This window comes from Erythrobacter sp. F6033, from assembly GCF_023016005.1.
Classification (GTDB): Bacteria; Pseudomonadota; Alphaproteobacteria; order Sphingomonadales; family Sphingomonadaceae; genus Erythrobacter.
Genome location: NZ_JALKAZ010000001.1, coordinates 525,686 through 547,741 on the forward strand (window position 1 = coordinate 525,686; position 22,056 = coordinate 547,741).

Sequence of the window (22,056 nt, forward strand, 5' to 3'; positions counted from 1 at the left end):
CATCTGCCACGAGACGGTTCTGCACTATTGGAATCGGTTCGGCCCGCTGTTCGCGGCTCATGTCCAGCGTCGCGGGTAAGTCGAATGCGGGGCTTTCGACAATGGCATCTCGATGAGGTCTACGTAAAGATCAATGGCGAGCTGCATTACTTGTGGCGGGCGGTCGATCAGGAGGGCGAGATCCTCGAGAGCTACGTCACCAAGACCAGGGATCAGAAGGCTGCGCTTCGGTTCATGAAGAAAACACTGAAGCGGCACGGCGCGCCAAATGAGATCACCACTGACGGCCTCACCTCGTACCGAGCCGCAATGAAGGAACTCGGCAATACTGAGAAACAGGAGGTGGGACGCTGGGCGAATAACCGAGTTGAGAACTCGCACCTACCGTTCCGACGACGAGAGCGAGCGATGCTCAGGTTCCGGCAGATGAAGAGCCTGCAGAAGTTCGCTTCAGTCCACGCCAACGTCCACAACCACTTCAACCAAGAACGCCACCTCATCCACAGACAGACCTACAAGACCCGCCGCTCAGCCGCACTGGCTGAGTGGCAAAACCTTATGGCCTGACCCGACAGCGGGTAAGGGATAGCTGCGCCTACCAGAGACAAGTTGCGATTAGACTGACAGCACCGCCACCCACCCCCAGCACCAATCTCAATTTACAGGGCGCCTGCGCAAAGCCGCGGTTTCTGCGGGATTCAGCAGCCCAAACCGCCGCTCGCGCGATCTTCAGCATCAGTCTCAACGCGCATCAAGCGAGATCTACGCGGCCAGTCTCTGCGCCGATATTTGAGGATGGAGCTTAATCGGATTGATGCAAACTAGTCCGCGTCATCCAACGCATAGGCGATAACATATCCACCTTTCCCGTCACGCACACTTTGCGAGTCCAAATATTCGTTTGTCGCGGGGTCACGCGGATAGCGCCAACTTGGGTTGGGCACAGTCACGATCAGTGTTTGGCGGCCAGATTGAGGCGCGCGATAGGACATGGGAGTGGATTGCCCGTTGCCAGGTAGATCGGAGGCCCATTCTTCCTCACCCGTGCGCACGTTATAAGCGCGCACTTTTGCGTCCATGGTTGAACTTATGAAGGTCAGCCCGCCGCGCGTCGTCAGCGTGCCTGCTCGCACCGCAGTGCCGACATCAATTGGCAACCCGCTGCGCAAGTTAAACGGCCCCGCAGCGCTCATATCGCCAACCGGGCGGCTCCAAAGCAATTCCTTGGTATTGAGGTCGATCACAGCAATGCGAGCCCAAGGCGGTTCAAAGCACGGAATGGCAGTGCCCAATCGCGACATAAACGGCATTGGAATACCGAAATACTTCACGCGCATTTGATCGAAAGGATCGTTCGGATCGACTTCTGGCAAGTCTTGGATTGGAGCGTTCTCATCCATTCGCACTGCGGGGTGATCTTCGCCCAGAACGGCGGCGGCTCGCGGGCCGACTTCCTGCACTTGTTCGGGGGTCGCCAAAAGCACTCTGTGCGCAAGCAGCATCGGCGCAGCGATCAGCAGGCCATTATCCGCATCAACCGAAACGCTGCCCCAATTAAACCCGCCAAAGTTGCCCGGAGCCAGCAATGTGCCGCCACGCGTCGGCGGCGTAAACATGCCCTCATACCGCATCATCCGATATTCGATCCGGCACACCATCTGATCGATCGGTGTCAGGCCCCACATGTCCGCTTCATACCGATAGGGATGGAAGTTGGGCAATGGTGATTGCGGCTGCGTTGGTGAGAGAAAGTCGCCTAGCTCTGGGTCCTGCGGCACGTCCACCTCGGGGATCGGATGCACGGGGGTGCCATCACGGCGATCAAGCAGGAAGATTGAACCCATTTTTGTTGGCAATGCTACCGCAGGCACATTCTCGCCGTCGAGAGTTACATCGACCAAGACCGGTTGAGCGGGAGCGTCGTAATCCCAAACATCGTGATGAACTGTTTGATACTTCCAGCGCGGTTCGCCGGTTTGGCCGTTGAGCGCGACGATTGCAGAGGACCATTCTTCGTCAAAATCGCGGCGTTCTCCGCCGTAATAATCAGGATTGGCATTGCCCGTTGGCAGGTAGACGAGGTCAAGCTCCTCATCATAGCTCATTACTGACCAGACATTTGGGGTGCCGGGAGTGTATGTCTCACCCTCGGCTGGCTCACCATAATATCCTGGATTGCCCATATCCCACGCCCAAGAGAATGCGCCGGTGGTGGCATCAAAGGCGCGGACAACACCCGATGGCAAACCGAGTTTCTGGCTGTCGAGAACCAAACCTCCGACAACCAGGTTATCACCTGCAACGGTTGGGGGTGAAGTGTGATAGTACTCTTTGGGCAAATGTTCGCCCATGCCGGTGCGCAAATCGACGATACCGTTCTCGCCAAAATCTTCACACAACGCACCAGTTTGCGCATCGAGCGCAATCAGGCTGGCATCGACGGTGGCGGTAACAATCCGCGCCGGGCATTGACCGGCGTATCCCTCACTAGCCTCATGATACGCCACGCCGCGACAAGTGATGGCATATTGATGCTCATCTGGTGGATTGATTTTCGGGTCATATTTCCAGACCTCTTCCCCGGTTTCGGCATTCAATGCGATCACGACATTGGCCGCAGCGCAGAAATACAAATTGTCGCCAATTTGCAGCGGGGTGGCTTTGAAATCTTCCTCGCTGCCCGTTCTGTAGCGCCACACTTCTTTAAGCCCGCCAACGGTTTCAGGCGTGATGTCGTCAATCGCAGCAAAGCGTGTCCCACCCCCTGTGTTGCCGTAGCTGCGCCAGTCAGAGGATAGCTCTGCAATTTCCTCACGCACGGTGCCCGTGCCATTTTGAGTGTAACTTGGGATGCTGGCGACAAGCATGAGTGCCGCCCCAGCGAGAGATGGTGCCCCCACCAACCAACGATTGGGCGCAAGCGGTTCCGCGCCGTCTGCGCTGGCGCGTAGTGATTGGCGATACCAAGGCGTCAGGAAATAGAGACCAACGACTAACCACGCGGCGAGCCGGGGCAAGAGTGCGAAGAGATCAAGCCCTGCCTCAAACAGCGACCACACCACCGTTAGAGCCAATATGGCCCCGTAAATGAGGATTGCACGTGGAGACCTGCGGAACACGAAGAACGCCGTGAGCAATGTGGCCAGTCCGGCGAGCAGGTAATACGGGCTGCCGCCGAGATAAACGAGGCCCCCTCCTGGCACAGCGAGTAACAGGCCTATCAAGGCCAGCAGGATCGCAAAGACCCAATGGGCAATGGCTCGCATCGTTTTCACCTCTCCAAGGGGGCAGAAGTCTTACATGGGGTGGATCGTGTGCCCACCGTCCAAAATAAGCGTGCGCCCGGTCATAAAATCGCTGTGGTCGGAAGCAAGGAAGACCGCTGGGCCTTCCATATCCTCAAGTGTGCCGATGCGGCCAATCGCGGATCTCCGACGCGCTGCATCCTGAAACGCCTCGCTAGTGTTCAGCGACATTTCGGTTTCGATAAAGCCCGGCAGGATCGCGTTGACGCGGATGCCGCCCTGTCCCAGCTCCAGTGCAAGCGCTTGAACAAGCCCAATGACCGCAGCCTTGGTCGTGGAATAACTTGCCGCACCGCCAGTGCCGACCAATGCAGCCACAGATGATGTGACGACCAGCCGCCCACCTTCGCCCCGTGCAAGCATATGCTCTGTCACAGGTTTCCAGGTCTGCACGACGCTCATAAGATTGAGGTCGATGGAGCTAAGCCATGTTTCGCGGCTCGTCAGGTGCGACATACCGCGATATCCTCCTCCGCCTGCATTTGCGAAGCAGCTGTCCACTTTTCCAAACCGCTCGATAGTGCCTGCAAAAGCCTCTGCGATCTGATTTTCATCGGTCACATCGCAAGCGAAGGCCTCAGCCTCGCCGCCCATGCCGCGCAGCTCTTCAACCGCTGCCGCATTCTTATCCGCATTACGGCCCCATACGGCCACCTGCGCACCGCATTTTATCAGACCGCGTGCATATGCGAGGCCCAGTCCACCATTGCCGCCGGTGACCAGCGCAACTTTGCCAGTAAGATCGAACATTGAAACTCCTGAGATTATTTGGTGCCGTTGTTGGCGAAATTTTTGGCTGAGAATGGCGATGTGTCCGCAACTTTATGCAGCACCAACAGATTGCCATCGGGATCGCGCCCAAAGATCGCTTCGCCAGAGGCAAAGCCCTCTGGCCCACTGACAATCTCGCCGCCTGCATCCATCAGCCGTTGGCGCGCTTCATCCAGACTTGAGACATCAAGCACGATCATATTGTAGCCAGGCGCATCCAATGGTCGAGGTTGCGCGAGGGGGCTGGGCGTGTGGCTGTGATACTGGAATATTTCGAGCTCCAGATTGCGGATTTGGAACCACGCCATTTCCAACTCGCTACCGTCAAGGCCGGAGACCTTGTCCACGTTTTCACCCGAAACCAGTGAAAGCCAACCCACATGGCGCGCCTCTTGCCCACCAAGAAACGCCGAATAGAATGCAATCATCGCATCCAGATCTGGCGTTGCTAGCGAGACATGGCGGATACGATACTTGTTCTTAGGAGGTTCGGGCAGGTTCAGAGCCGCAACATCAACCTCTTCGATTTCTGTAATGATTCCCTGCGGATCCGCGACATATCCATAATAAACCGGATTTTGCGGGTTGAGGTGAACCAGATCATCGACCCCCAGGGGCTTTCCTCCTGCTGCAAGCATTCGGGCATGAGCGTCGGTTTCGCGCGCAACTTGGAAGCAGACATGCGCTATGCCTGTACCATTAACGGGCACAGCTTTGGTTGCTCCGCCAATGTCAGAACGATTGGTTGAACCCATCAAAAGCAATTGGGCGTTGCTGCTTCGGACCAAGCGTGACCCAAGGGCGGAATCGGAACTTTGCGGCTTGGCAAACTGAGAGAGGAATCCCTCTGGTAAGAGGTCATTGGCTTCAACCGCTTGGGTGCCGACCGAGTTCGCGTAATAGGCTTCCGCAGCATCCAAATCCTCGACAAATAGGCCGACGAAATTCACACCCAAGATGACAGAGTCAGGTTCAACCTCTCGCAGTGTAGCGGATTTGACCACCGTATAACCCAGCCAAGCCGCTGCAGCGGCAAGTGCCAAGACAACCCCAACCAGTGTTACGATAATCTTGCGCTTCTTTGTCATAATTTCCCTGACTGGAGGCCTTCGCATCCCGCATTCCATTTATCACAGATGATCATAAGTGCACTTTAAGTCAAATTAATTCCTTTGACATCGCTATTTTTTGGCATATCAAGCGGCATTGAAGGACGTAAAGTCCATTTAGATGGGAGAGGGAAAATGTCCGCGACAGTCGGGAAAACAATCAGATTTGCTTTGCTAGCGGGGGGCGCGTCGCTTTCCGTCACCGGCCTTGCTGCGCCTCTCGCAGCTCAGGAACTGGATGAGACGTCAAGTAGTGATGCCGATAACGGGAACGGCAATGTCATCCTAGTTACCGCTCAAAAGCGTTCGCAAGACATTCAGGATGTTCCGATCGCCATCTCGGTATTCGACGGCTCGACTATCGATGACAAAGTGATCGACGACGCCGTTGATCTGAGCTTCTCAGTCCCAAACCTGACGGTTGACCAGTTTGGCGCATCTTTGCGCGGGGTAGGCAATCTTGCCATCTCTTCAACGTCTGAAGCAGGCCTCGGCTTTCATGTGAACGGCGTCTATCTCGGCTCAGCGGCGACAGAGGCCGAATTCTATGACCTCGAGCGGATTGAGGTTCTGCGCGGGCCGCAGGGCACACTCTATGGCCGCAATACGACGGCGGGTGTCCTCAACATCATCACGCAAAAGGCGACAGATGAATTTGAGGGTTATGTCACTGCAGGTTATGGCAACTTCAATTCGATCAAACTGCGCGGGGCGATCAACGTGCCGCTGTCCGATAATCTGTCAACGCGAGTTGCGGGCTTTTATCTTGACCGGGACGGTTACGCCACCAACCTTTTCACCGGCAATGATGTTGATAATCGTGAAATGTTTGGCGTACGCAGCAGCACGCGACTTGATCTTGGCGATACGCGTGCTGACCTTGTTGTTTCATACTTCCGTGAAGACGACCGCCGTCATTTGCGGACCAAAGTGCAATGTGTAGCCGATGCAACCTTGGGCTGCTCGCCGCTTGAAACAGGTTTCGAAGTGCCCAATGCACGTTCAACTATCTTTTCGGCCGTCGGCAGCGCGCTTGGCCTGATCGTACCAGGTTCCAACTATTTCGATGGCAGTCTCAATCCCGCTGATACGCGGCTTCTGAATGAGGATGTTGACCCATCATATTTCGTTGAGGAGTGGCAGGCTTCGCTAGAAATTGAACACAGTTTTGGCGACATCACACTTACGTCGCTCAGCGGCTATTCCGAACTTGAGCGCGACAGTTTCCGTGACTTTGATCGTTTCGTTTCAACCGCAACCTTGCCGATCCCAGTCACATTCGACTTCTTTGGCGATGGCAGTTCGGTAACTTCCAACTCAATCCTGGCAGGCCGTCGGGACCAAAGCGAGGCGCGCGAATATTATCAGGAGCTGCGGCTTGCTTCTGATTTTGACGGACCTCTAAATTTCATTCTTGGTGGGAATTACTATGATCGTCGCAGCTCGGGCAGGTCGCAGTTTACAAGCTCCATCTTCGCAGTCCGGCAACAAGTAACAGGTCTGAGCACAGACTTCGCTTCACTTACCAACGAATCCGACCCCTCAACCACCAAGAGCTTCGGCATTTTTGGAGAGGTCTATTTCGATCTTTCAGATCGCACCCGAATAACGGGAGGCCTGCGCTATTCTGATGACAAGAAGACCATTCTCACCCGCCAAATTTTCTTCAACCCTCAGGCCGATGGCAGCGTGCCAGACTTCACCTTTGGCGAATTTGAGCGCGGTGTAGTGACCGGTCGTTTTGTGGTTGATCACCGCTTCTCCGATGATTTGCTTGGCTATGCGAGTTTCTCTCGCGGTTATAAGGCAGGCGGCATCAACCCGGGCGAGGTGGATGTCGAGCTTCAGGGTTTCGATCCTGAGTTTCTCACCGCCTATGAAGTTGGACTAAAGGGCGCCACGTCTGACGGAACGCTTACAGCATCCCTGGCGGGCTTTTACTATGACTATGAAGGGCTGCAGTTGGGCCAAACCACCCCAACTGCGGCGCGCACAGTGAATTCTGATGCAACCGTTTGGGGTGTGGAAGCCGAGTTCGCGCTACGCCCGTCCAGCCGTTTCCAAGTTGACGGAAGCTTTTCCTACCTCAACACTGAGATTAACGGGTTCCAGTCGATTGATGAAACCGACCCGTTCGGAGTGGCTCCCGGCACAGTTATCGTCGGCGCAACACCTGCTGGCGTTATCAAGGATGCGGATGGCAACCCGCTCCCATTCTCACCTACGATCAAGATTGCGATCGGCGCGCAATGGGAAATCCCGGTGGGCGCCTGGACTGTCACGCCCCGCATTGATCACTATCTGCAAAGCGAATTTGTCAGCTCGGCTTTCGACAAACCAATCGATCGCTTCGATGGATACGGCCAGACGGATTTCAAAGTCCTCTTGGCACCTGACGATGGCCCATTTGAAATCCGCGGCTTTGTCAAAAATCTATTCGACAATGACGACATTACCCGTGTGTTGCCAGCTGGTCGCTTGGTAGGTCGGTTCCGCGAAGTCGTAATCTTGGAACCACGCACATACGGGGTTGAGGCAACGTTCCGGTTTTAGAGCTGGCTCTCCAATTAAGCTCTCTCCTGATGGCTCGGTCGACATTCTCGATCGGCCATCTTTGCTTTTGCGCCTAAGTTGATGGGATGTAAGTGGATGGCCGACTGACCTCTAGTGGTTAGACGATCATTGGAGGCGGCCTTGGCATCAGCGTTACCTAACGGAGGTCGCTGGCAACATCTTGAGGTTGACGAAAATGTGGCGGCTTGGATTACCCACTAGCGCTTAAGCGCTCTCTTGCGCACGAGGTAATCATCACGCACACCGTTGATCGTGCCGATGATCATTGAAACCGTAATGTCTTCCAACTGAGCCATGTCGACTTTCTGTCGCAAGAGATATGATCCCGCGGACACGGGCACACCAAAGGATATGTCGGTCACGGTTCGTGCAGTCTCGATCGGTAGATCGAAATTATCGTGCACAATTTTCGCAAAATATTCGACAGCTACCTCGCGATCAAAGGTGGCTGGATCGGTCAGATCAGATATCGCTGGATCGGACTGAAGGCGCTCAATGAGGAGGCCTCGTTCTTCAATGTAGCGAAGATAGACCTTTGTCACACCGCGAACCATATCTTCAAAAGTTCGAGCATTTTCGGCAGCCGAGAACTGTGCTTTGCGCAGAGTGATAAGCTCTCGATCCAGTAGCTCTCGCAAAATCACAGTACTGCTATCAAAGTATTTATAAATCAGTGATTTACTGATCTCCGCGCGCTTGGCAATACGTTCCATCGAGACTTGAGAAATGCCCTCCTTTTCGACCATTTCTGCCGCTGCATCGAGGATCATTGATCTTCTTATCTTAGGGGAATAGCGCCGTTGCACTTTGGCTTTCTCCGCCGTTTTCACCATCCTTCAAACCTCCGCTAGGCGACAGCACTTCATCCAAACTCATTCCTAACAGGCGGCGCCATTGGACTCCATCCTAAGCCTTGCAACTCCTGATTTGACAACACTGCTCATTTGGACACCCTGGTCTCTGCAGAGCTTGGTCCGCGAATTAGACCTTTGCGAATGTCGGCAGTTGGATCGTAAGCAGTTAGTCTGCTTTCTCAACCTCAAGGGCTGGAACCAGCCATTCCGCGATCGGCTCAAAATTGCAAACGTAGTGGCCCAGCTTTTTCGCGCCTTACAGCGGACGTTCTCCGAGATCATTCTGGTTTAGGAGAGATAGGATGGCTTACTCAACAATATGATCCAGCAAATCCGGCTAATCTCATCGGTATTGCGCTTTAGCGTCGCGGAAGAATGTAGGCAGAAACGGAGCGCCGCTCATCTCCAAAAATCTGCTTTGCAAGCGTTTCGATCTGTTCTGGCGTTGTGCCTCGATAGGTTGGCTCTTGCGCGCGGAACCGTGCCAGTCCGTCCGCACCGGTCTGCGCATCGCCTAAGACACTAAGCCAATATCCGTTGTTCTCCAACGTGCTATCGAGGTCTTCGATCAGCGGCCTTAGCGCACGTTCGAATGCATCATTGTCTACGCCAGCCTCTGCCATTTCTTTGGCAACCCGAAGTATTCCATCGCGCACTTTATCAACCTCCTCAGGCTGGGCAGTGACGCGCGCAATGACGTATCCGTAGCCATCAAACAGCGAACTTGAGAATGCACCAGCACCCGGCGAATAGGTCGAGCCCATCTCTTCGCGTAGAACATCCGTCAGCCGGTTGCGAAATAATCCGCGCAGCAAACGCATCCGGTAAGCATCCGCAGGGTCGCTCGCATCGGGGGCGGGCCAGTAGACATAAACCAGTGCCTGCTCCTTTGCGCCGCGGTGATAGAACTTGGCTGGAGTGTTGGTGCCTGCGGGAAACTGCAGGTCGGCATTCGCGCCAAAGTCTGCCTTTTGATCAGCTCGCTTAGGTAACGCTCCAAATGTTCGCGCGACCTCTTTTACAATCACCTCCTTTTCGACGTCGCCGACGACAGTGATTTCGATCAGGCCATCGCGCAGCTGAGGTTCGATCCACTCCCGCACTTCGGAAAGTGTGGGCGAAAGAAAATCAGCGAGGCCGTCATAGCCGTAACGCTTGTCACCTGATCGCACGAGGCGCGGAAGATACTTGCCTGCAACGCTGGCTGGAGAGGAATCGTGCGTTGGATACCATGCCCGCATCTTGCGAAAATGCTGTTCCGCGATTTCTTCACGAAAAGTCGGTGCGCTGACCTTTGCTGCCATCAAATTGAGCTGAGAGGTTAGATCGTCTCCGCCAGTGCTGCCGATGATTTCAAACGCATCGCTATCGATCCGCGTGCGAGTGGCCGCAGAAACGCGCTTCCCAGCAAACAAGGTGCGCAACTCATCGGCGGTGTGGCCAATGACGCCGCTTTGATCGAGCACGTTGAGTCCGAGGCGCCTCAGCCCCTCGCTCTTGCGTGGCATCGACATAAAACCGCCGCCTACCCGGACACGGACATTGATCGAGCCGGTATCGTACTCGGTTCGCTTGAAATTGAGCCGAACGTTGTTGGCGAATTTGATCAAGTGTGCATCTGCATCCGCCACATGTGTGTCGGACACGACTTCACCGGGATCGCCAAAATGAGTGTAGGCAAAGGTGCCAACATCGCGCTCTTCCAAAGGAGAGACAGCAACCTGCCGCGATTGTTCTAATGCTGATGCTATACGCATCTCGGCATCGTCGAGCGGCTCACTCGACACATAATAGATAGCGGGGTTACCATGCGCTTTCCACGCCGCTCGAAACGCTTCATTGACCTCATCAAGAGTCAAATCAGCGACAGCCGCGTTAAACCGATCAAGGCTGGATTGCGGCGCAGTAAACACTCGCTCATCAGCAAAGGCATCCACCAATGCTTGGGCATAATTATATTCAAATCCCCCCGCATAGGTTTTGCGTGTTCCGGCGCGCTCCACGGCGGTCTCTTGGGCTTGGCGCGAGGATGCAATCTGCTCATCCAATTCTTGCTGGGTGAAACCATATTGCAAGGCGCGCCGCAGATCTTGCTCGCCCTCGGCCAGCGCGTCTTGCCAGTCTTCAGGCGAAGACCTGAGCGATAACACCATGCCATCGACCGCTTCATAGACGCGGTACCGCCCGCTGCTCGCGCCGAGATAGACAGCATCGCTATTGCGAACTTTGCGCGACATCCTTTGATTGAAGATGCTTGTTCCGAGCCGGCGGATCAGGTTTTCGCGTCTTGTAGCGCTGGTGTCGACCCGCTCAACATAGGGCTCCAGCGCGGCGAAGGTTATCGAAGTCATCAGCCCTTCATCGTGATAGGTGCGAACTACGCCAGGCTGGATCACTGCCTGAGATCGAGGCTTGGTGGGCAGGGCTGCGCCTACTGGCCTCCAGTCGCCGAAGTACTCTTCGATCCGCGCGATCGCATCCTCGGTTTCAAGGTCACCTATCAAGGCGACAAAGGTGTTTTCAGGACGGTAGTAGCCGCGATAATAGCGCACGAACTCTTCGCGCGGCATGCTCGCGATCGTATCATCAGTGCCAATCGGCAGGCGATCAATGAGCCCGCTGCCTTGGGTAAAGAAGCCAAGCCGATCAACAAAGGAGCGAAAATCGATCGAATCGCGTGCGAGCTTTTCCGACGCGATAACGCCGCGTTCACTTTCTATCGCCTCATGATCCAGCAGCAGGTTCTCAGCAGTTTCGCGCATCAAGAAAAAGGCTTCATCAAGCACTTCATCGTCAACCGATGGCAGGTTCAGCTTGTAGGTGGTCTGATCAAAGCCAGTGCTGGCGTTGGTGTCTGCGCCAAAGGATAATCCAAAGCGCTCCAGCCGCTTGATCATCTCGCCTTCTGGCACATTGACCGAACCGTTGAATGCCATGTGCTCAAGAAAGTGTGCGAGACCTCTTTGTGCTTCGGTTTCGTTAAGTGAGCCAGTGTCGATCCGCATCCTCAGCGCGGCAACACCGCTTGGCGTTTGGTTCTTCATTACCGCATAGCGCAGGCCATTATCCAGAGTGCCATAGATAACGCGCGGGTCAGGCTCCAAATCGCTTTGCTCGTGCGCAAAAGCCGGTTCCGCCTCCTCCCGTGCGGCAACTGCTACTCCAGAAAAAGTGATGCCTATGAAAAGCGACAGTGCCGCGACGAACGTGGGGGCAAACAGTCTGGGGTTTATGGCTTTGGGCATCACAGGCTCCGGTGAAATAAGCGGGTTAGGCAGCGAAGAACGGATGTCTTTTGCCTGCCAAGTAAGATGCGTCGCTCTGCGATTTCCTCATTTGCCCGGCGCAAAATCGCTCCGCTTCAAGAACGGAAAACGCCGCAGCTCAGAATCTAAGCTGCGGCGCCGAAACGTTAGATCAAGGCCTTGGGTCAGAACCGCGCGCGAATGCCCGCTGTGATCGTACGACCGCCATTGAACTGGTAGTTTTGAGGGAAATTGAAAGAGGCGTCACCATCCCCAAATTGAGAACTGACAGTCGAACGGATGTCCGCCGATTGGGCATCACGCAGGAGATCATCGCCTTCGACGAATACTGTCCATAGGCCGCCAAAAATGTCGAGATTGTAAGATAGCCTCAGATCTAAAGTAGAGTAGGCTGGTGAGACGACATTGCGGTTGAACTCATCAAACGTCACAGCGCTCGCTGATTGCCCAGAGTAAATGACCCGTCCTTCAAACCCGTCCTTGGCATAGTCCAACGACAAATTGTACGACCACTGCGCTTGATCAGCCAGAGGCCGATCGAAAGACTGCGGCTCCAACGAACCTTCCAGATTTCGAACCGTGATCAAGGTTGGATAGTCAGATTCGGTATAGGTGACATTGGCCAAAACACCGAAATCACTCAGAAAGCCGGGCAGAAAATTGAGTCTGCGGATCACTTCAAACTCCGCTCCCCAGATTGTTCCGCCTTCGCCATTGATCGGCCGGTTTATCAAGAGATCAGCGCCAGCCGGGACCGCCAAAAGATCTGGCCGCGTATCGGCCAACGGTGCAAGATAATCCAGAAAGCGCTCCAAAACATTGTCGCCTGGCACTGAATCAAAACTGACATTGGTGAAATTGTTTGTTGTCTTTTTGTAGAAAAGACTGCCGCGAATAAGACCCGGTGAGTCCGTAAAATAGTAGGCGACATCAAGATCGAAATTGTCGGTTTTTGTTGGTTGTAGATCAGGGTTCGCTTCCCGGATCGTAACGGCCTCAAATCCTGCTCTGTAATTTGCTTGAAAGAGTGTGTTTCGACTCAATAAGCGAACATCAGGGTGAACCGTCGAACGGAAATAACCCAGCCGCGCGACAATGTTCTGGGATGGGCGCCAGCTTGCAAGAAAGCTCGGGGTGAACGTCTCGACAGTACCGCTAATGTCGGTGAAATCATACAGCCCGACAGCGATGAAGGTCGCAGCAGGTTCGGCTGCGAAGCCTGGGCCGGGAAGGATTGAAGGGAAAGTCAAATTGGTGCCGCTGCGCTTTTCACGTTCGTAACGACCACCTGCAATCAGCGAGAAATTGCCGAGAACAATTTTTGTCTCAAGATAAGCAGCCAGTTCGTCTTCGGTTACTGCTGTAGGAGCGAGCGCACTAGCGCCGTCAGCCAACGGGTCCAAAACAGTACGATCTGTAAAAGTGAACCCAAGTTCATTAAAGTCAGGCGTTGATGGATCGTCTGCCGTAAACCCGGGCAGCTGAGCGAATATGCTGTCTGAATCACTGCCGCGCAGGAATGGAATCTCAGTTCCAGATGCGCCGATCAGACCAAGGTCCTCAGCAAAGAAATCCACTCCAAAGTCTGACAAGAAAATCCGGTTGCTAAAAATGCCTGTATAGCTCGTGTTTCTTGTGTTTAATGGGTTGGTTGTATCGTCTGATGTACGGCGTGTGCGTGCGTCATATTTACCCCCGATTTCGATATATTCGAGAAAGTCGACCTTGGGGCTATAACGGGTTTTTAGTTCAGCAATGTAGGCTTCCGTCGGATTGTCGAACTCATTCGTGAATGCGCTCAATATATAATATTGTGACGGGTCAAATATTCGCGTGATCCCCGCGTCGCTTAGCGAGGGGATAGGCAGGCCATTGGCAGCCTCAACAAAAACGCCATCAACCACACGCGGCGTCATAGCCGCATCATCATCCGGGTTTATCACAATCGTGGCCGGATCGACGAAGCCGATGAAATCGAGGTCTTGGTTCGTACCAAGCGATATGGACGAGCCACTGCCTTTTGTGCGCGCCCGAGAATAGCCGAGTTTGTATTTGAATGACCAACGGTCGAGATCAGTGTCTCCGCGGAAACTGATCGTATCAAATTGGCCTTCGCTGTCGCGTGTTTCAAAACCGCCCGTCGGCGCGAAAGACCTCAGAACTCTACGACTGCGAACCTCCCCATCCAGCTCTTCGATTGGCATGCTTACTGTGGTCGGGAAGAAATTTACCGATGCCCGCGATTGCACGCGAGTTTGGTTGTTCACATTGCGCTGGAAATCAAGACGCAGCCGAGTATGACTTGCGACATCCCACGCTAGGTTGATCGAGCCCAAAATGCTCTCTTCCTCGCGATCTCGGCGCACATAATTGACTGAGCGTACAAGCTGCTGTTGGACTTCGGGATCGAATGGGAACACGGCATCCACCGGAATGCGCGAGTCCGAAGTCACGCCAGCGGGAAAGACAGTGGGCAACTCATCCAGAATAGATGCATTGTAGTTCAGCCGTTCGGTGTTGCGATATTGGCCGGTGACTGAGACCGCGAAATTGGGGGTGATCTTTTTGGTGAATGTGCCGCTCGCCTGAAACTCTTCGCCAAATTTGCGATCAAAGTTGGTTTCCCCTTCGATCGCAAAATTGAATGCAAAATCACCGTAATCCAGCGCCGACTTCGTCTCGATCTCAACCAGCCCGCCAGACCCGGTTGATTCATGGCTGGGTAGCAAAGATTTGTGGATTGTAATTTGGGAAATATTGTCAGTCAGGAAACCGCTTAGGTCGATTGTGCGCTCAAAGCCGGTCCCTTGAAGGTCTAACCCGTTGAGCTGGACATTGATCGCTTCTGAACCGAAGCCACGCACTGTAATCCGCGATCCCTCGCCTGTGTCGTCGTCCCGGCCAAATGCCACGCCAGGTACACGGCGCAGCGCTTCGGAGACTGTTTCTGCAGGGAAGCCGCCAAGCAAATCAGACGATACAACAGTCGAGGCGTTATCTGCGTTTTTTTGCTGATTTAGAGCCTTCTGAATACTGCTGAGATAGCCGACCACAACAATATCGCTGGTCTGCTCGCCGCCAAAAGCGATGCTCACACGGGCCCGCTCAAATGCGCCAGCAGGAATAGGAAAAACCGCCGCTGGCTGACCCAGATAGGTCACCCGCAATTCGAAAGCGGTGCCAGCGACTTCTGGGAAATAGAAAAAGCCGCGTTGATCCGTAGTCGTGCGCAAATCCGTACCGACCACTTCGACCTGCGCGCTGGGAAGCGCGGTTCCTGTGGCAGCGCTTGTTACGACGCCGCTAACCGGTGATGCGCTGGCGTCTCCGGCAGTTGCTGTCCCTTGCGCTTTGAGCGAGTAAACATTCGCTGAGACTTCTGCCGCCGTTAATCCGGTTCCGCTCAGCAATTGGCGCAGCGCCTGTGCGGCGGTGAAATTGCCCACCAGCGCAGATGATTGCTTTCCAGAAACGAGATCGGACGCATAGAGCAGATCCGAGCCTGAGGCTTCGGCAAAAGAGTTGAGTGCGCCCTGTAATGATTGAGCGGGGATATTGTACGACCGGGCCTCGCTGCTTGCCGCTTCTTGCGCCGTCGCCGCGGTTGAGATTGCTGCTAGGCTGCAACCAGTAACCAAAGCTGCAATTGCCAGTTTCGTGCGGATCATAGTGTCCCCCCTTGGTTGGGTATTTTGTATTCAAAGCGCAATGATCGCGCTTTGCCCTCAACAAGAGAGATGCACGCCCGACAATTTCCCTCAGCAAAAAGCATAAATTAGTGGCAGATGAAGCTCGCCAAGCTGGCAATTAGTTATCAGCCAGAGTGCCTTAGGAGCCCGAATCTTGCGCGGAGGTCACCTCGAGAACCGTTCCTCCTGCGCGAGCCCTGACCAAAACCGGGAAGCCTGCTTCCAGAGTTGCAGCAAAATGCTCGCTCGACTTGATGCGGAAGGTTCCACTCACCAAAAAGCTACCTAGTTCCTCATCGCGCAGCACATGTTTCTCGTTCGAATAACGGTTGAACTCATCGAGAACCTCGCGAAGCGGAGTTTGCTCAAAAACGAGCCGCCCCTCGCGCCAGCTGGCGATTTGGGAAAGCTCTGTCTTGCTGATCGCAAATGGTCGATCGGGAAGAATACTAAGCTGTTCGCCGGGCGTCAGCTGCGTGCTCTTTCCGCTTCCTACGGTTCCGTCTCGATCAACTCGAACTCGTCCTTCGATCAAAGTTACTTGCGCCTCGCTGTCGCGCTTGCGAACGGAAAACACTGTACCAAGAGCAACGACCCGGTTCTGACCCGCTGCCACAATGAACGGGCGCTGCGCATCTTTGGACACAGTGAATACAGCCTCTCCGCGCACCAGTGTGAGGTTGCGCTCAGCGGCCGAGTAATTGACCTGCACCTCTGAGCCCGTGTTAAGCTCAATCACCGAGCCATCTGGCAGTGTGAATTGCGCCATCTGCCCGACCTTGGTCGAATAGCCAGAACGAAAATCGACTGTTTCCGGCGTGTCGCTGATTGGCGCGCTTGGCTGACTCGGTGCATCTTGTGCTGGGGCGCCAGCTTCATTGGCGGCAATAGTCGGGCCCGGTGAGACGCTCGGTGTAACAGAAAATGGCGAACCGCCTGTTAGCATGATGGCGCTGGCTATGAATACCACGGCAATGGACGCCGCGAGAGCGATCATGGGGTATCGCCGCAAGCTTGTGCTCGCCTCGGGTTGTTCTGCTAGCGCCCGGACGCGCATTTCCAGTATTGAAGGCGCATCAGCATGTTCACCCGCAACATCCCAAATCGCAGCGATGCGATCATAGGCGTAGGCATGTTCAGCCGACGCGTCGCGCCAAGCGCGGTAAGCAGCATAATCACCTTCGCTTACCTGATCGCCAGAAAGCCGCGCGAACCATTCAGCCGCTTCGTCCTCCAAACGATCACGCTCGCTTGGAAAGCCTATTGAACTGTCATGGTCGGCGGATTTCGTCATTACTTCCGATCTAACCGTTGAGTGATATGCCGCGCAGCGGCTGCGATATGTTTTTCAACCGAGCTGACCGATACGCCAATACGCTCCGCGATTTCCCGATACTTGAAGCCTTCAAACCGGTGCAGCAGGAACACGGTTCGAGTACGGGACGGCAGCTCTGCTAGTGCTTTCTCCAACTGTTGGAGTTCGTTTCGCCCCTGCAAGATGCGCTCGGGCGTGATTTCCTCACTTTCGGAATGAAAAAAGGGCAAATCTGCCATCGCTGCATCGCGCGTGCCGCGCTTGCGATAACGCTCTTTCAGGAGGTTTGCTGCGGCTTGAAAAATATACCCATCCGGGTTCTCGATAACCTTGTCACTGGCTGAGGCCCACAGCCTCCCAAACAATTCCTGAACAAGATCATCGACGTCTTCGAAGCGGTTTACTCGTTTGGCAAAATAGGAGCGCAACGGCCCTACGTAGCGCGCAACAAAGGCCTCTCGAGTGTCCAAACCCGGATCAATTGAGGGCGTGTTCGTCACAGCTAAAACCTCGCAATGGCGGCTTGGGCCCTGCTACCTAGGGCGTAGACAAATATGAATCAATGCAGGGCGCGAATGGCTGCATCAAGCCACTTGATCGTAAACCGAAGATGGAAGTGGACCGTGAGCATAACAGGTCGAACTGGCCAATACGCGTCGCTGGAATTTGTGTTGAACGACGGCGGTGTGAAGGCGGCTAGCGCCGTGTCCGATTTGACGCCCCCCCTTTTTCTGACCTTAAACTTTTGAGCTCGGTTTGATTGTGTCGCGCAAGATCGTACCATCCGATGGTGGATCAATCGCTGTTTGGTCAACGAGAAAGTCATGCGAGGTTTGCGCTGTTGGAGATACCTCGCGGCGCTAACGGACTTGCATCAAACTACCTGCCCGGTTGATGGATGGGTTGAGGCAATTGTCCTTCGATACAAATGCCAAGTGGCATGACCCAGCACGGGGACCACTATCAATAGGCCAAGAAATGCCAGTGCAATTGCCAAGGCCATGATGATCGCGATGAACACGGCCCAAATGAGCAAGGCCATGCTGTTATTGCTGACAGCCCTAAGGCTGGCAAAGATCGCGGTAAGGAAATCAACTTCGCGATCAACCAACATCGGCAGGCTGATCACTGTCACGGCGTAGAACACGAGAGCGATTACACCGCCAATCAAGCTGCCAACCGCGAGCATTGCGAGACCCATTGGCGTGATCAGGAATTCAAGAGATTCCGAACCTGCTCCGGCCTCCACAAGGAAGACCGAAAAAATAAGGTGAGCGATGATCACCCAAAAGCCGAAGCCCACGAATATGAGCACACCCATGCTCAATATTTGATCGTGCCCGCGGCCTCTGATCGCGCCCAGAACTGCGGGCCAATCCACTGCAATCCCGTATTCGCGCCTGCGACTGACCTCGTAAAGACCCACTGCTAGGAATGGAGCCAACAAGGGGAAGCCGGCCGCCGCAGGGATGAGCCAAGAGACCTCCCCAAGCACAATAGTAGCGTAAGCGAGGGCGATCCCGGCAAACGCGAAAATCGCGCCAAAGAACAAGCCATATTGCGGCATGGCAAGAAAGTCGCTCCATCCGGCAGCCAAGGCCGCACGCAGATCTGAAATCGTTAGATCGCCTGCGACCTTGAACGGGACAGGAGAATTGCTTCCTATATCTGCCATGTCATTCAGTTGCCCCTCCCTTTGGCGCTGGTTGCTATTTTAGAACCGATAGCTTGCACCCGCGCTCAGAACCCACGGATCGAGATTGTGGTCTGTTTCGATCACAAGCGTATTGCCAGCAAACCAGCGCGCCGTTGTCCCGATGAAGTACCGCTTGGCATCGAATGTGACGCCAAAACCATCATCTCCAACAGGCACATCCACGCCTGCTTGTAGGACAAAACCGAATTCATCCGAGAGCGTCGTCTCCGTGACGCCCAATGGAATGACAGCTGCACCTGGGTCCACATCAAGCCAAATGAAATAGGACGCGCCAGCCCCGATATAGGGCTTCACGCCGCCGGTTTTGAAATGCACTTTGGCAGTGACAGTTGCAGGCAAGAGCAACGCGTCTGAAACCAGCTCAGTGCCTGGCGCAAATCCCGATACCGCATCGACATCGTGCTGCGTTGTGCCTGCGATCGTTTCAATCGAGAAACTATCCGAGAAGAAATACTCTACGGCCACAGTGGGCACATAATTGTCATTGGCGGTGGTATCAGTGCCAGCAGGCAGGCCGACCAAATCAACATTGACCTGATCAATCGCGCTGTCGGGCAGAACTCCTGTCGCGACCAGTTTGATTTGGACATCCCCGCTTTCGTCCTGTGCGACGGCCGGAGAAGAAGCAAGCGCGATTGCCGCGCAAGCTGAGGCGAGAAGATATTTCATTATCCTTCCTTCATGAGCAGCAGTGGCCAGAGGAACGGCCCAGGGTTTTTGCTGCTGATGGTTGGATAGTTGCACTCAGACTATGCTGCTTTGATCCAGATCAATGTGCTGCGCATGAATGTGCAGCAACACGCACTCATCCTGATTTTCCTAGGAAAGAATGCGATGACCTTTCCCGACCTTTTCGACGAGTTTCGCACGGCAGTCTTGCCTGGTGGCGCTTCCGACCCAACGCTTTCGAACCTAGAATCGGTCGCGCGCTATACCAGTGCGCGCGAAGGCGATGCTCCGTTCAACGGGATCGGTGTTGATCAGATTGTCTTCATTGCTGGCGGCAGCACCAAACTGGTCGCCCATGTTTCACAAGGTAGAGAGCAAGTGGTCGCGTTCCACTTTAGAGGCGATCTGGTTTCAGTGCCGGCAAGCGCCGCCCACGCATACACTCTTTGCGCGTTGGAGGACTGTGAATTGGTCTTCTTCCCAGCGGACGACTTTTTGCAAATCGCGCAGCAAGAGCCGCATCTGGTCATTACTATTCTCGAGAGAACTTTGCGTTCGCTCGCTCGAAGCCGTGAAAAATCCGTGGCGCTGGGGCGCAAGACAGCGGAAGAGCGGTTGGCGAGTTTTCTTGTCACGATGGCGGAACGTATCGGTTGGAGCCGTGATGGAGCCGTGGAGCTTGATCTGATCATGTCCCGCCGCGACATCGGTGACAGCCTTGGCCTAACAATCGAAACGGTTAGCCGTCAGCTCAGCGAACTGCGCAATGCTTGCCTTATTGAAACGAGTGGCCGTTCTCGTTTCCGCTTGCTTGACTTGCCAAGCCTGCACCGAAGGGCCGGTCACCTTGAGTTGGCCGGATAAATTATTTTCAAAAATTGATGCAGATCAATGCGAATTGCGAGCGTCCAGAATAGTGGGTGGCGATGCAGGCAAACACGTGATGAGCCTGCGGGATGGGATAATCGACTGATTTTATTTTGATCTTTCCGGCGACTGCGCCGGTTGAGGCGCGTTGCAGCAATGAGTCTCAACTGATTTCGACGCCAGTTTGATCTGCATCAAATACAGCACTTTTCTGGCCCTTTAACGGGGGCAGGAACAAGAGGGATCGACGTTATGGAAGCTGTGTTAGGCCGGTCAGGCCTCTATGCCATCGCATTGATGGCGGTGATCGCCGCAATGGTGGGGGCGCAAGACACCGGTTTTGCCGTTCATATGGGCATCATTGGATTGGTTCTTGCCATAATGATCTTGGCAACCCTGAAAGCGTTCGACCCGCTCGCCAAAGCCCAGGGCATTTTCAAAATGCCTCCGGGCCCATCGCGTTATGACGATGACGTGGTGCGCTGGGGTGTCATTGCTACAATGTTTTGGGGCCTTGCGGGTTTGTTGGCTGGGCTTTTCATCGCCCTGCAATTGGCCTTCCCGATTTTGAATGTTGAGCCATTTTTGACATTTGGCCGGGTTCGCCCGCTCCACACTTCGGCGGTTATCTTTGCTTTCGGTGGCAATGCCTTGTTGGCGACCAGTTTCTATGTCGTGCAGCGCACTTGCCGCACCACTCTGGCTCTGCCCGGCCTCGCTCGCTTTGTGTTCTGGGGTTACCAACTCTTCATCGTCCTGGCGGCGACCGGCTATTTGCTCGGCGTAACCCAGTCCAAAGAATACGCCGAGCCGGAATGGTACGTTGATCTGTGGCTGACCATTGTTTGGGTCGCATACCTTGTGGTGTTCGTGGCGACTTTGCTGCGCCGGAACGAGCCGCATATTTATGTCGCCAACTGGTTCTACCTCGCTTTCATCATCACCGTTGCGATGCTGCATGTGGTGAACAATCTCGCGATGCCGGTGAGCTTGCTCGGTTCGCAAAGCTATAGCGCGTTTGCCGGCGTGCAGGATGCGCTGACGCAGTGGTGGTATGGCCATAACGCAGTCGGTTTCTTCCTGACCGCGGGCTTCCTTGCGATGATGTATTACTTCGTGCCCAAGCAAGCGAACCGGCCGGTCTATTCCTATCGCCTATCGATCATCCATTTCTGGTCGCTGATCTTCCTGTATATCTGGGCGGGTCCGCACCACTTGCACTATACCGCGCTGCCGGATTGGGCGCAGACGCTGGGTATGGTGTTCTCGATCATGCTGTGGATGCCCAGCTGGGGCGGGATGATCAACGGACTGATGACGCTCAACGGAGCATGGGACAAAGTCCGCACCGACCCGATCATCCGTATGATGGTGATGGCGCTCGCATTCTACGGAATGAGCACATTTGAAGGGCCAATGCTGTCGATCAAAGCGGTGAACAGCCTGTCGCACTACACCGACTGGACCATCGGCCACGTCCATTCGGGCGCCCTGGGCTGGAACGGAATGATCACATTCGCCTGCGTCTATTTCCTCGTGCCCAAGCTTTGGAAGAAGGATCGCCTGTATTCGTTGAGGATGATCAACTGGCATTTCTGGCTCGCGACGCTCGGCATCGTTTTTTACGCTGCCAGCATGTGGGTCGCTGGGATTACTCAGGGCCTGATGTGGCGCGAATATGGCTCTGACGGGTTCCTAGTGAACAGCTTTGTCGACACCGTCGCGGCGCTCCATCCGATGTATCTGATGCGCGCATTCGGCGGGCTGCTCTACCTCGCTGGCGCTGTCATCATGGCCTACAATATCTGGATGACCATCGCCGGATATCGCCGTGAGGAAGCGCCGATGGGTGACACCGCTCATGACGAGCAAGCGGACCGTCCGATTGTCACCCGCCCTCAACCAGAACCTGCTGAATAA

At 54.7% G+C, this 22,056-nt stretch carries 14 protein-coding genes; 4 read left to right on the top strand and 10 right to left on the bottom strand.

Features of this window, described 5'->3' with window-relative positions; genetic code table 11:
* Positions 1–84 precede the first annotated feature (84 nt).
* Positions 85–567: an IS6 family transposase gene (locus MWU39_RS02625; protein ID WP_247158421.1), complete on the top strand. Its 483-nt coding sequence runs from the start codon at positions 85–87 to the stop codon at positions 565–567.
* A gap of 254 nt (positions 568–821) precedes the next feature.
* On the opposite strand, the gene MWU39_RS02630 is transcribed toward MWU39_RS02625, so the two are convergent.
* The 3 genes from MWU39_RS02630 to MWU39_RS02640 are packed head-to-tail and all read right to left on the bottom strand — an operon-like array spanning position 822 to position 5,164.
* Complete coding sequence (locus MWU39_RS02630; RefSeq protein ID WP_247158423.1) at positions 822–3,266, bottom strand: PQQ-binding-like beta-propeller repeat protein; 2,445 nt, start codon at positions 3,264–3,266, stop codon at positions 822–824.
* 30 nt (positions 3,267–3,296) lie between these two features.
* Positions 3,297–4,055, bottom strand: a complete 759-nt coding sequence (locus MWU39_RS02635; protein ID WP_247158424.1) for an SDR family NAD(P)-dependent oxidoreductase — start codon at positions 4,053–4,055, stop codon at positions 3,297–3,299.
* A gap of 14 nt (positions 4,056–4,069) precedes the next feature.
* Positions 4,070–5,164: a VOC family protein gene (locus MWU39_RS02640; RefSeq protein ID WP_247158425.1), complete on the bottom strand. Its 1,095-nt coding sequence runs from the start codon at positions 5,162–5,164 to the stop codon at positions 4,070–4,072.
* A 156-nt stretch (positions 5,165–5,320) separates the two neighbouring features.
* Between MWU39_RS02640 and MWU39_RS02645 the strand changes: the two genes are divergently transcribed.
* Entirely contained in the window at positions 5,321–7,738 is a 2,418-nt protein-coding gene (locus MWU39_RS02645) for a TonB-dependent receptor (protein ID WP_247158426.1), read from the top strand.
* Positions 7,739–7,956: 218 nt separating this feature from the next.
* Here MWU39_RS02645 and MWU39_RS02650 read toward each other — a convergent pair whose 3' ends face one another.
* The 7 genes from MWU39_RS02650 to MWU39_RS02680 form a co-directional block, all read right to left on the bottom strand.
* Positions 7,957–8,592 (bottom strand): TetR/AcrR family transcriptional regulator, encoded by a 636-nt coding sequence (locus MWU39_RS02650; protein WP_247158427.1) that lies wholly within the window; start codon positions 8,590–8,592, stop codon positions 7,957–7,959.
* A 380-nt stretch (positions 8,593–8,972) separates the two neighbouring features.
* Positions 8,973–11,858, bottom strand: a complete 2,886-nt coding sequence (locus MWU39_RS02655) for an insulinase family protein (protein WP_247158428.1) — start codon at positions 11,856–11,858, stop codon at positions 8,973–8,975.
* 185 nt (positions 11,859–12,043) lie between these two features.
* Positions 12,044–15,547: a TonB-dependent receptor gene (locus MWU39_RS02660; RefSeq protein ID WP_247158429.1), complete on the bottom strand. Its 3,504-nt coding sequence runs from the start codon at positions 15,545–15,547 to the stop codon at positions 12,044–12,046.
* Between the two features lie 160 nt (positions 15,548–15,707).
* A complete protein-coding gene (locus MWU39_RS02665) occupies positions 15,708–16,862 on the bottom strand; it encodes a FecR domain-containing protein (RefSeq protein WP_247158430.1) in 1,155 nt (384 codons plus the stop codon).
* Positions 16,862–17,383: an RNA polymerase sigma factor gene (locus MWU39_RS02670; RefSeq protein ID WP_247158431.1), complete on the bottom strand. Its 522-nt coding sequence runs from the start codon at positions 17,381–17,383 to the stop codon at positions 16,862–16,864. The genes MWU39_RS02665 and MWU39_RS02670 overlap by 1 nt, the downstream gene beginning before the upstream one ends.
* A gap of 374 nt (positions 17,384–17,757) precedes the next feature.
* A complete protein-coding gene (locus MWU39_RS02675) occupies positions 17,758–18,558 on the bottom strand; it encodes a DUF2189 domain-containing protein (protein WP_247158432.1) in 801 nt (266 codons plus the stop codon).
* A 39-nt stretch (positions 18,559–18,597) separates the two neighbouring features.
* Positions 18,598–19,269 carry an OmpW family outer membrane protein gene (locus MWU39_RS02680; protein WP_247158433.1) on the bottom strand — a complete coding sequence of 224 codons (672 nt, stop codon included), beginning with the start codon at positions 19,267–19,269 and terminating at the stop codon, positions 18,598–18,600.
* A gap of 165 nt (positions 19,270–19,434) precedes the next feature.
* Between MWU39_RS02680 and MWU39_RS02685 the strand changes: the two genes are divergently transcribed.
* Positions 19,435–20,133, top strand: a complete 699-nt coding sequence (locus MWU39_RS02685; protein ID WP_247158434.1) for a helix-turn-helix domain-containing protein — start codon at positions 19,435–19,437, stop codon at positions 20,131–20,133.
* Between the two features lie 255 nt (positions 20,134–20,388).
* Positions 20,389–22,056 (top strand): cytochrome-c oxidase, cbb3-type subunit I, encoded by a 1,668-nt coding sequence (ccoN, locus tag MWU39_RS02690; protein ID WP_247158435.1) that lies wholly within the window; start codon positions 20,389–20,391, stop codon positions 22,054–22,056.

What these genes read in the sequence shown, in the direction of transcription:
- MWU39_RS02625 (WP_247158421.1), top strand. Translation starts at nt 85, where the DNA reads ATGCGGGGCTTTCGACAATGGCATCTCGATGAGGTCTACGTAAAGATC.
- MWU39_RS02630 (WP_247158423.1), bottom strand. Translation starts at nt 3,266, where the DNA reads ATGCGAGCCATTGCCCATTGGGTCTTTGCGATCCTGCTGGCCTTGATA.
- MWU39_RS02635 (WP_247158424.1), bottom strand. Translation starts at nt 4,055, where the DNA reads ATGTTCGATCTTACTGGCAAAGTTGCGCTGGTCACCGGCGGCAATGGT.
- MWU39_RS02640 (WP_247158425.1), bottom strand. Translation starts at nt 5,164, where the DNA reads ATGACAAAGAAGCGCAAGATTATCGTAACACTGGTTGGGGTTGTCTTG.
- MWU39_RS02645 (WP_247158426.1), top strand. Translation starts at nt 5,321, where the DNA reads ATGTCCGCGACAGTCGGGAAAACAATCAGATTTGCTTTGCTAGCGGGG.
- MWU39_RS02650 (WP_247158427.1), bottom strand. Translation starts at nt 8,592, where the DNA reads ATGGTGAAAACGGCGGAGAAAGCCAAAGTGCAACGGCGCTATTCCCCT.
- MWU39_RS02655 (WP_247158428.1), bottom strand. Translation starts at nt 11,858, where the DNA reads ATGCCCAAAGCCATAAACCCCAGACTGTTTGCCCCCACGTTCGTCGCG.
- MWU39_RS02660 (WP_247158429.1), bottom strand. Translation starts at nt 15,547, where the DNA reads ATGATCCGCACGAAACTGGCAATTGCAGCTTTGGTTACTGGTTGCAGC.
- MWU39_RS02665 (WP_247158430.1), bottom strand. Translation starts at nt 16,862, where the DNA reads ATGACGAAATCCGCCGACCATGACAGTTCAATAGGCTTTCCAAGCGAG.
- MWU39_RS02675 (WP_247158432.1), bottom strand. Translation starts at nt 18,558, where the DNA reads ATGGCAGATATAGGAAGCAATTCTCCTGTCCCGTTCAAGGTCGCAGGC.
- MWU39_RS02680 (WP_247158433.1), bottom strand. Translation starts at nt 19,269, where the DNA reads ATGAAATATCTTCTCGCCTCAGCTTGCGCGGCAATCGCGCTTGCTTCT.
- MWU39_RS02685 (WP_247158434.1), top strand. Translation starts at nt 19,435, where the DNA reads ATGACCTTTCCCGACCTTTTCGACGAGTTTCGCACGGCAGTCTTGCCT.
- ccoN (WP_247158435.1), top strand. Translation starts at nt 20,389, where the DNA reads ATGGAAGCTGTGTTAGGCCGGTCAGGCCTCTATGCCATCGCATTGATG.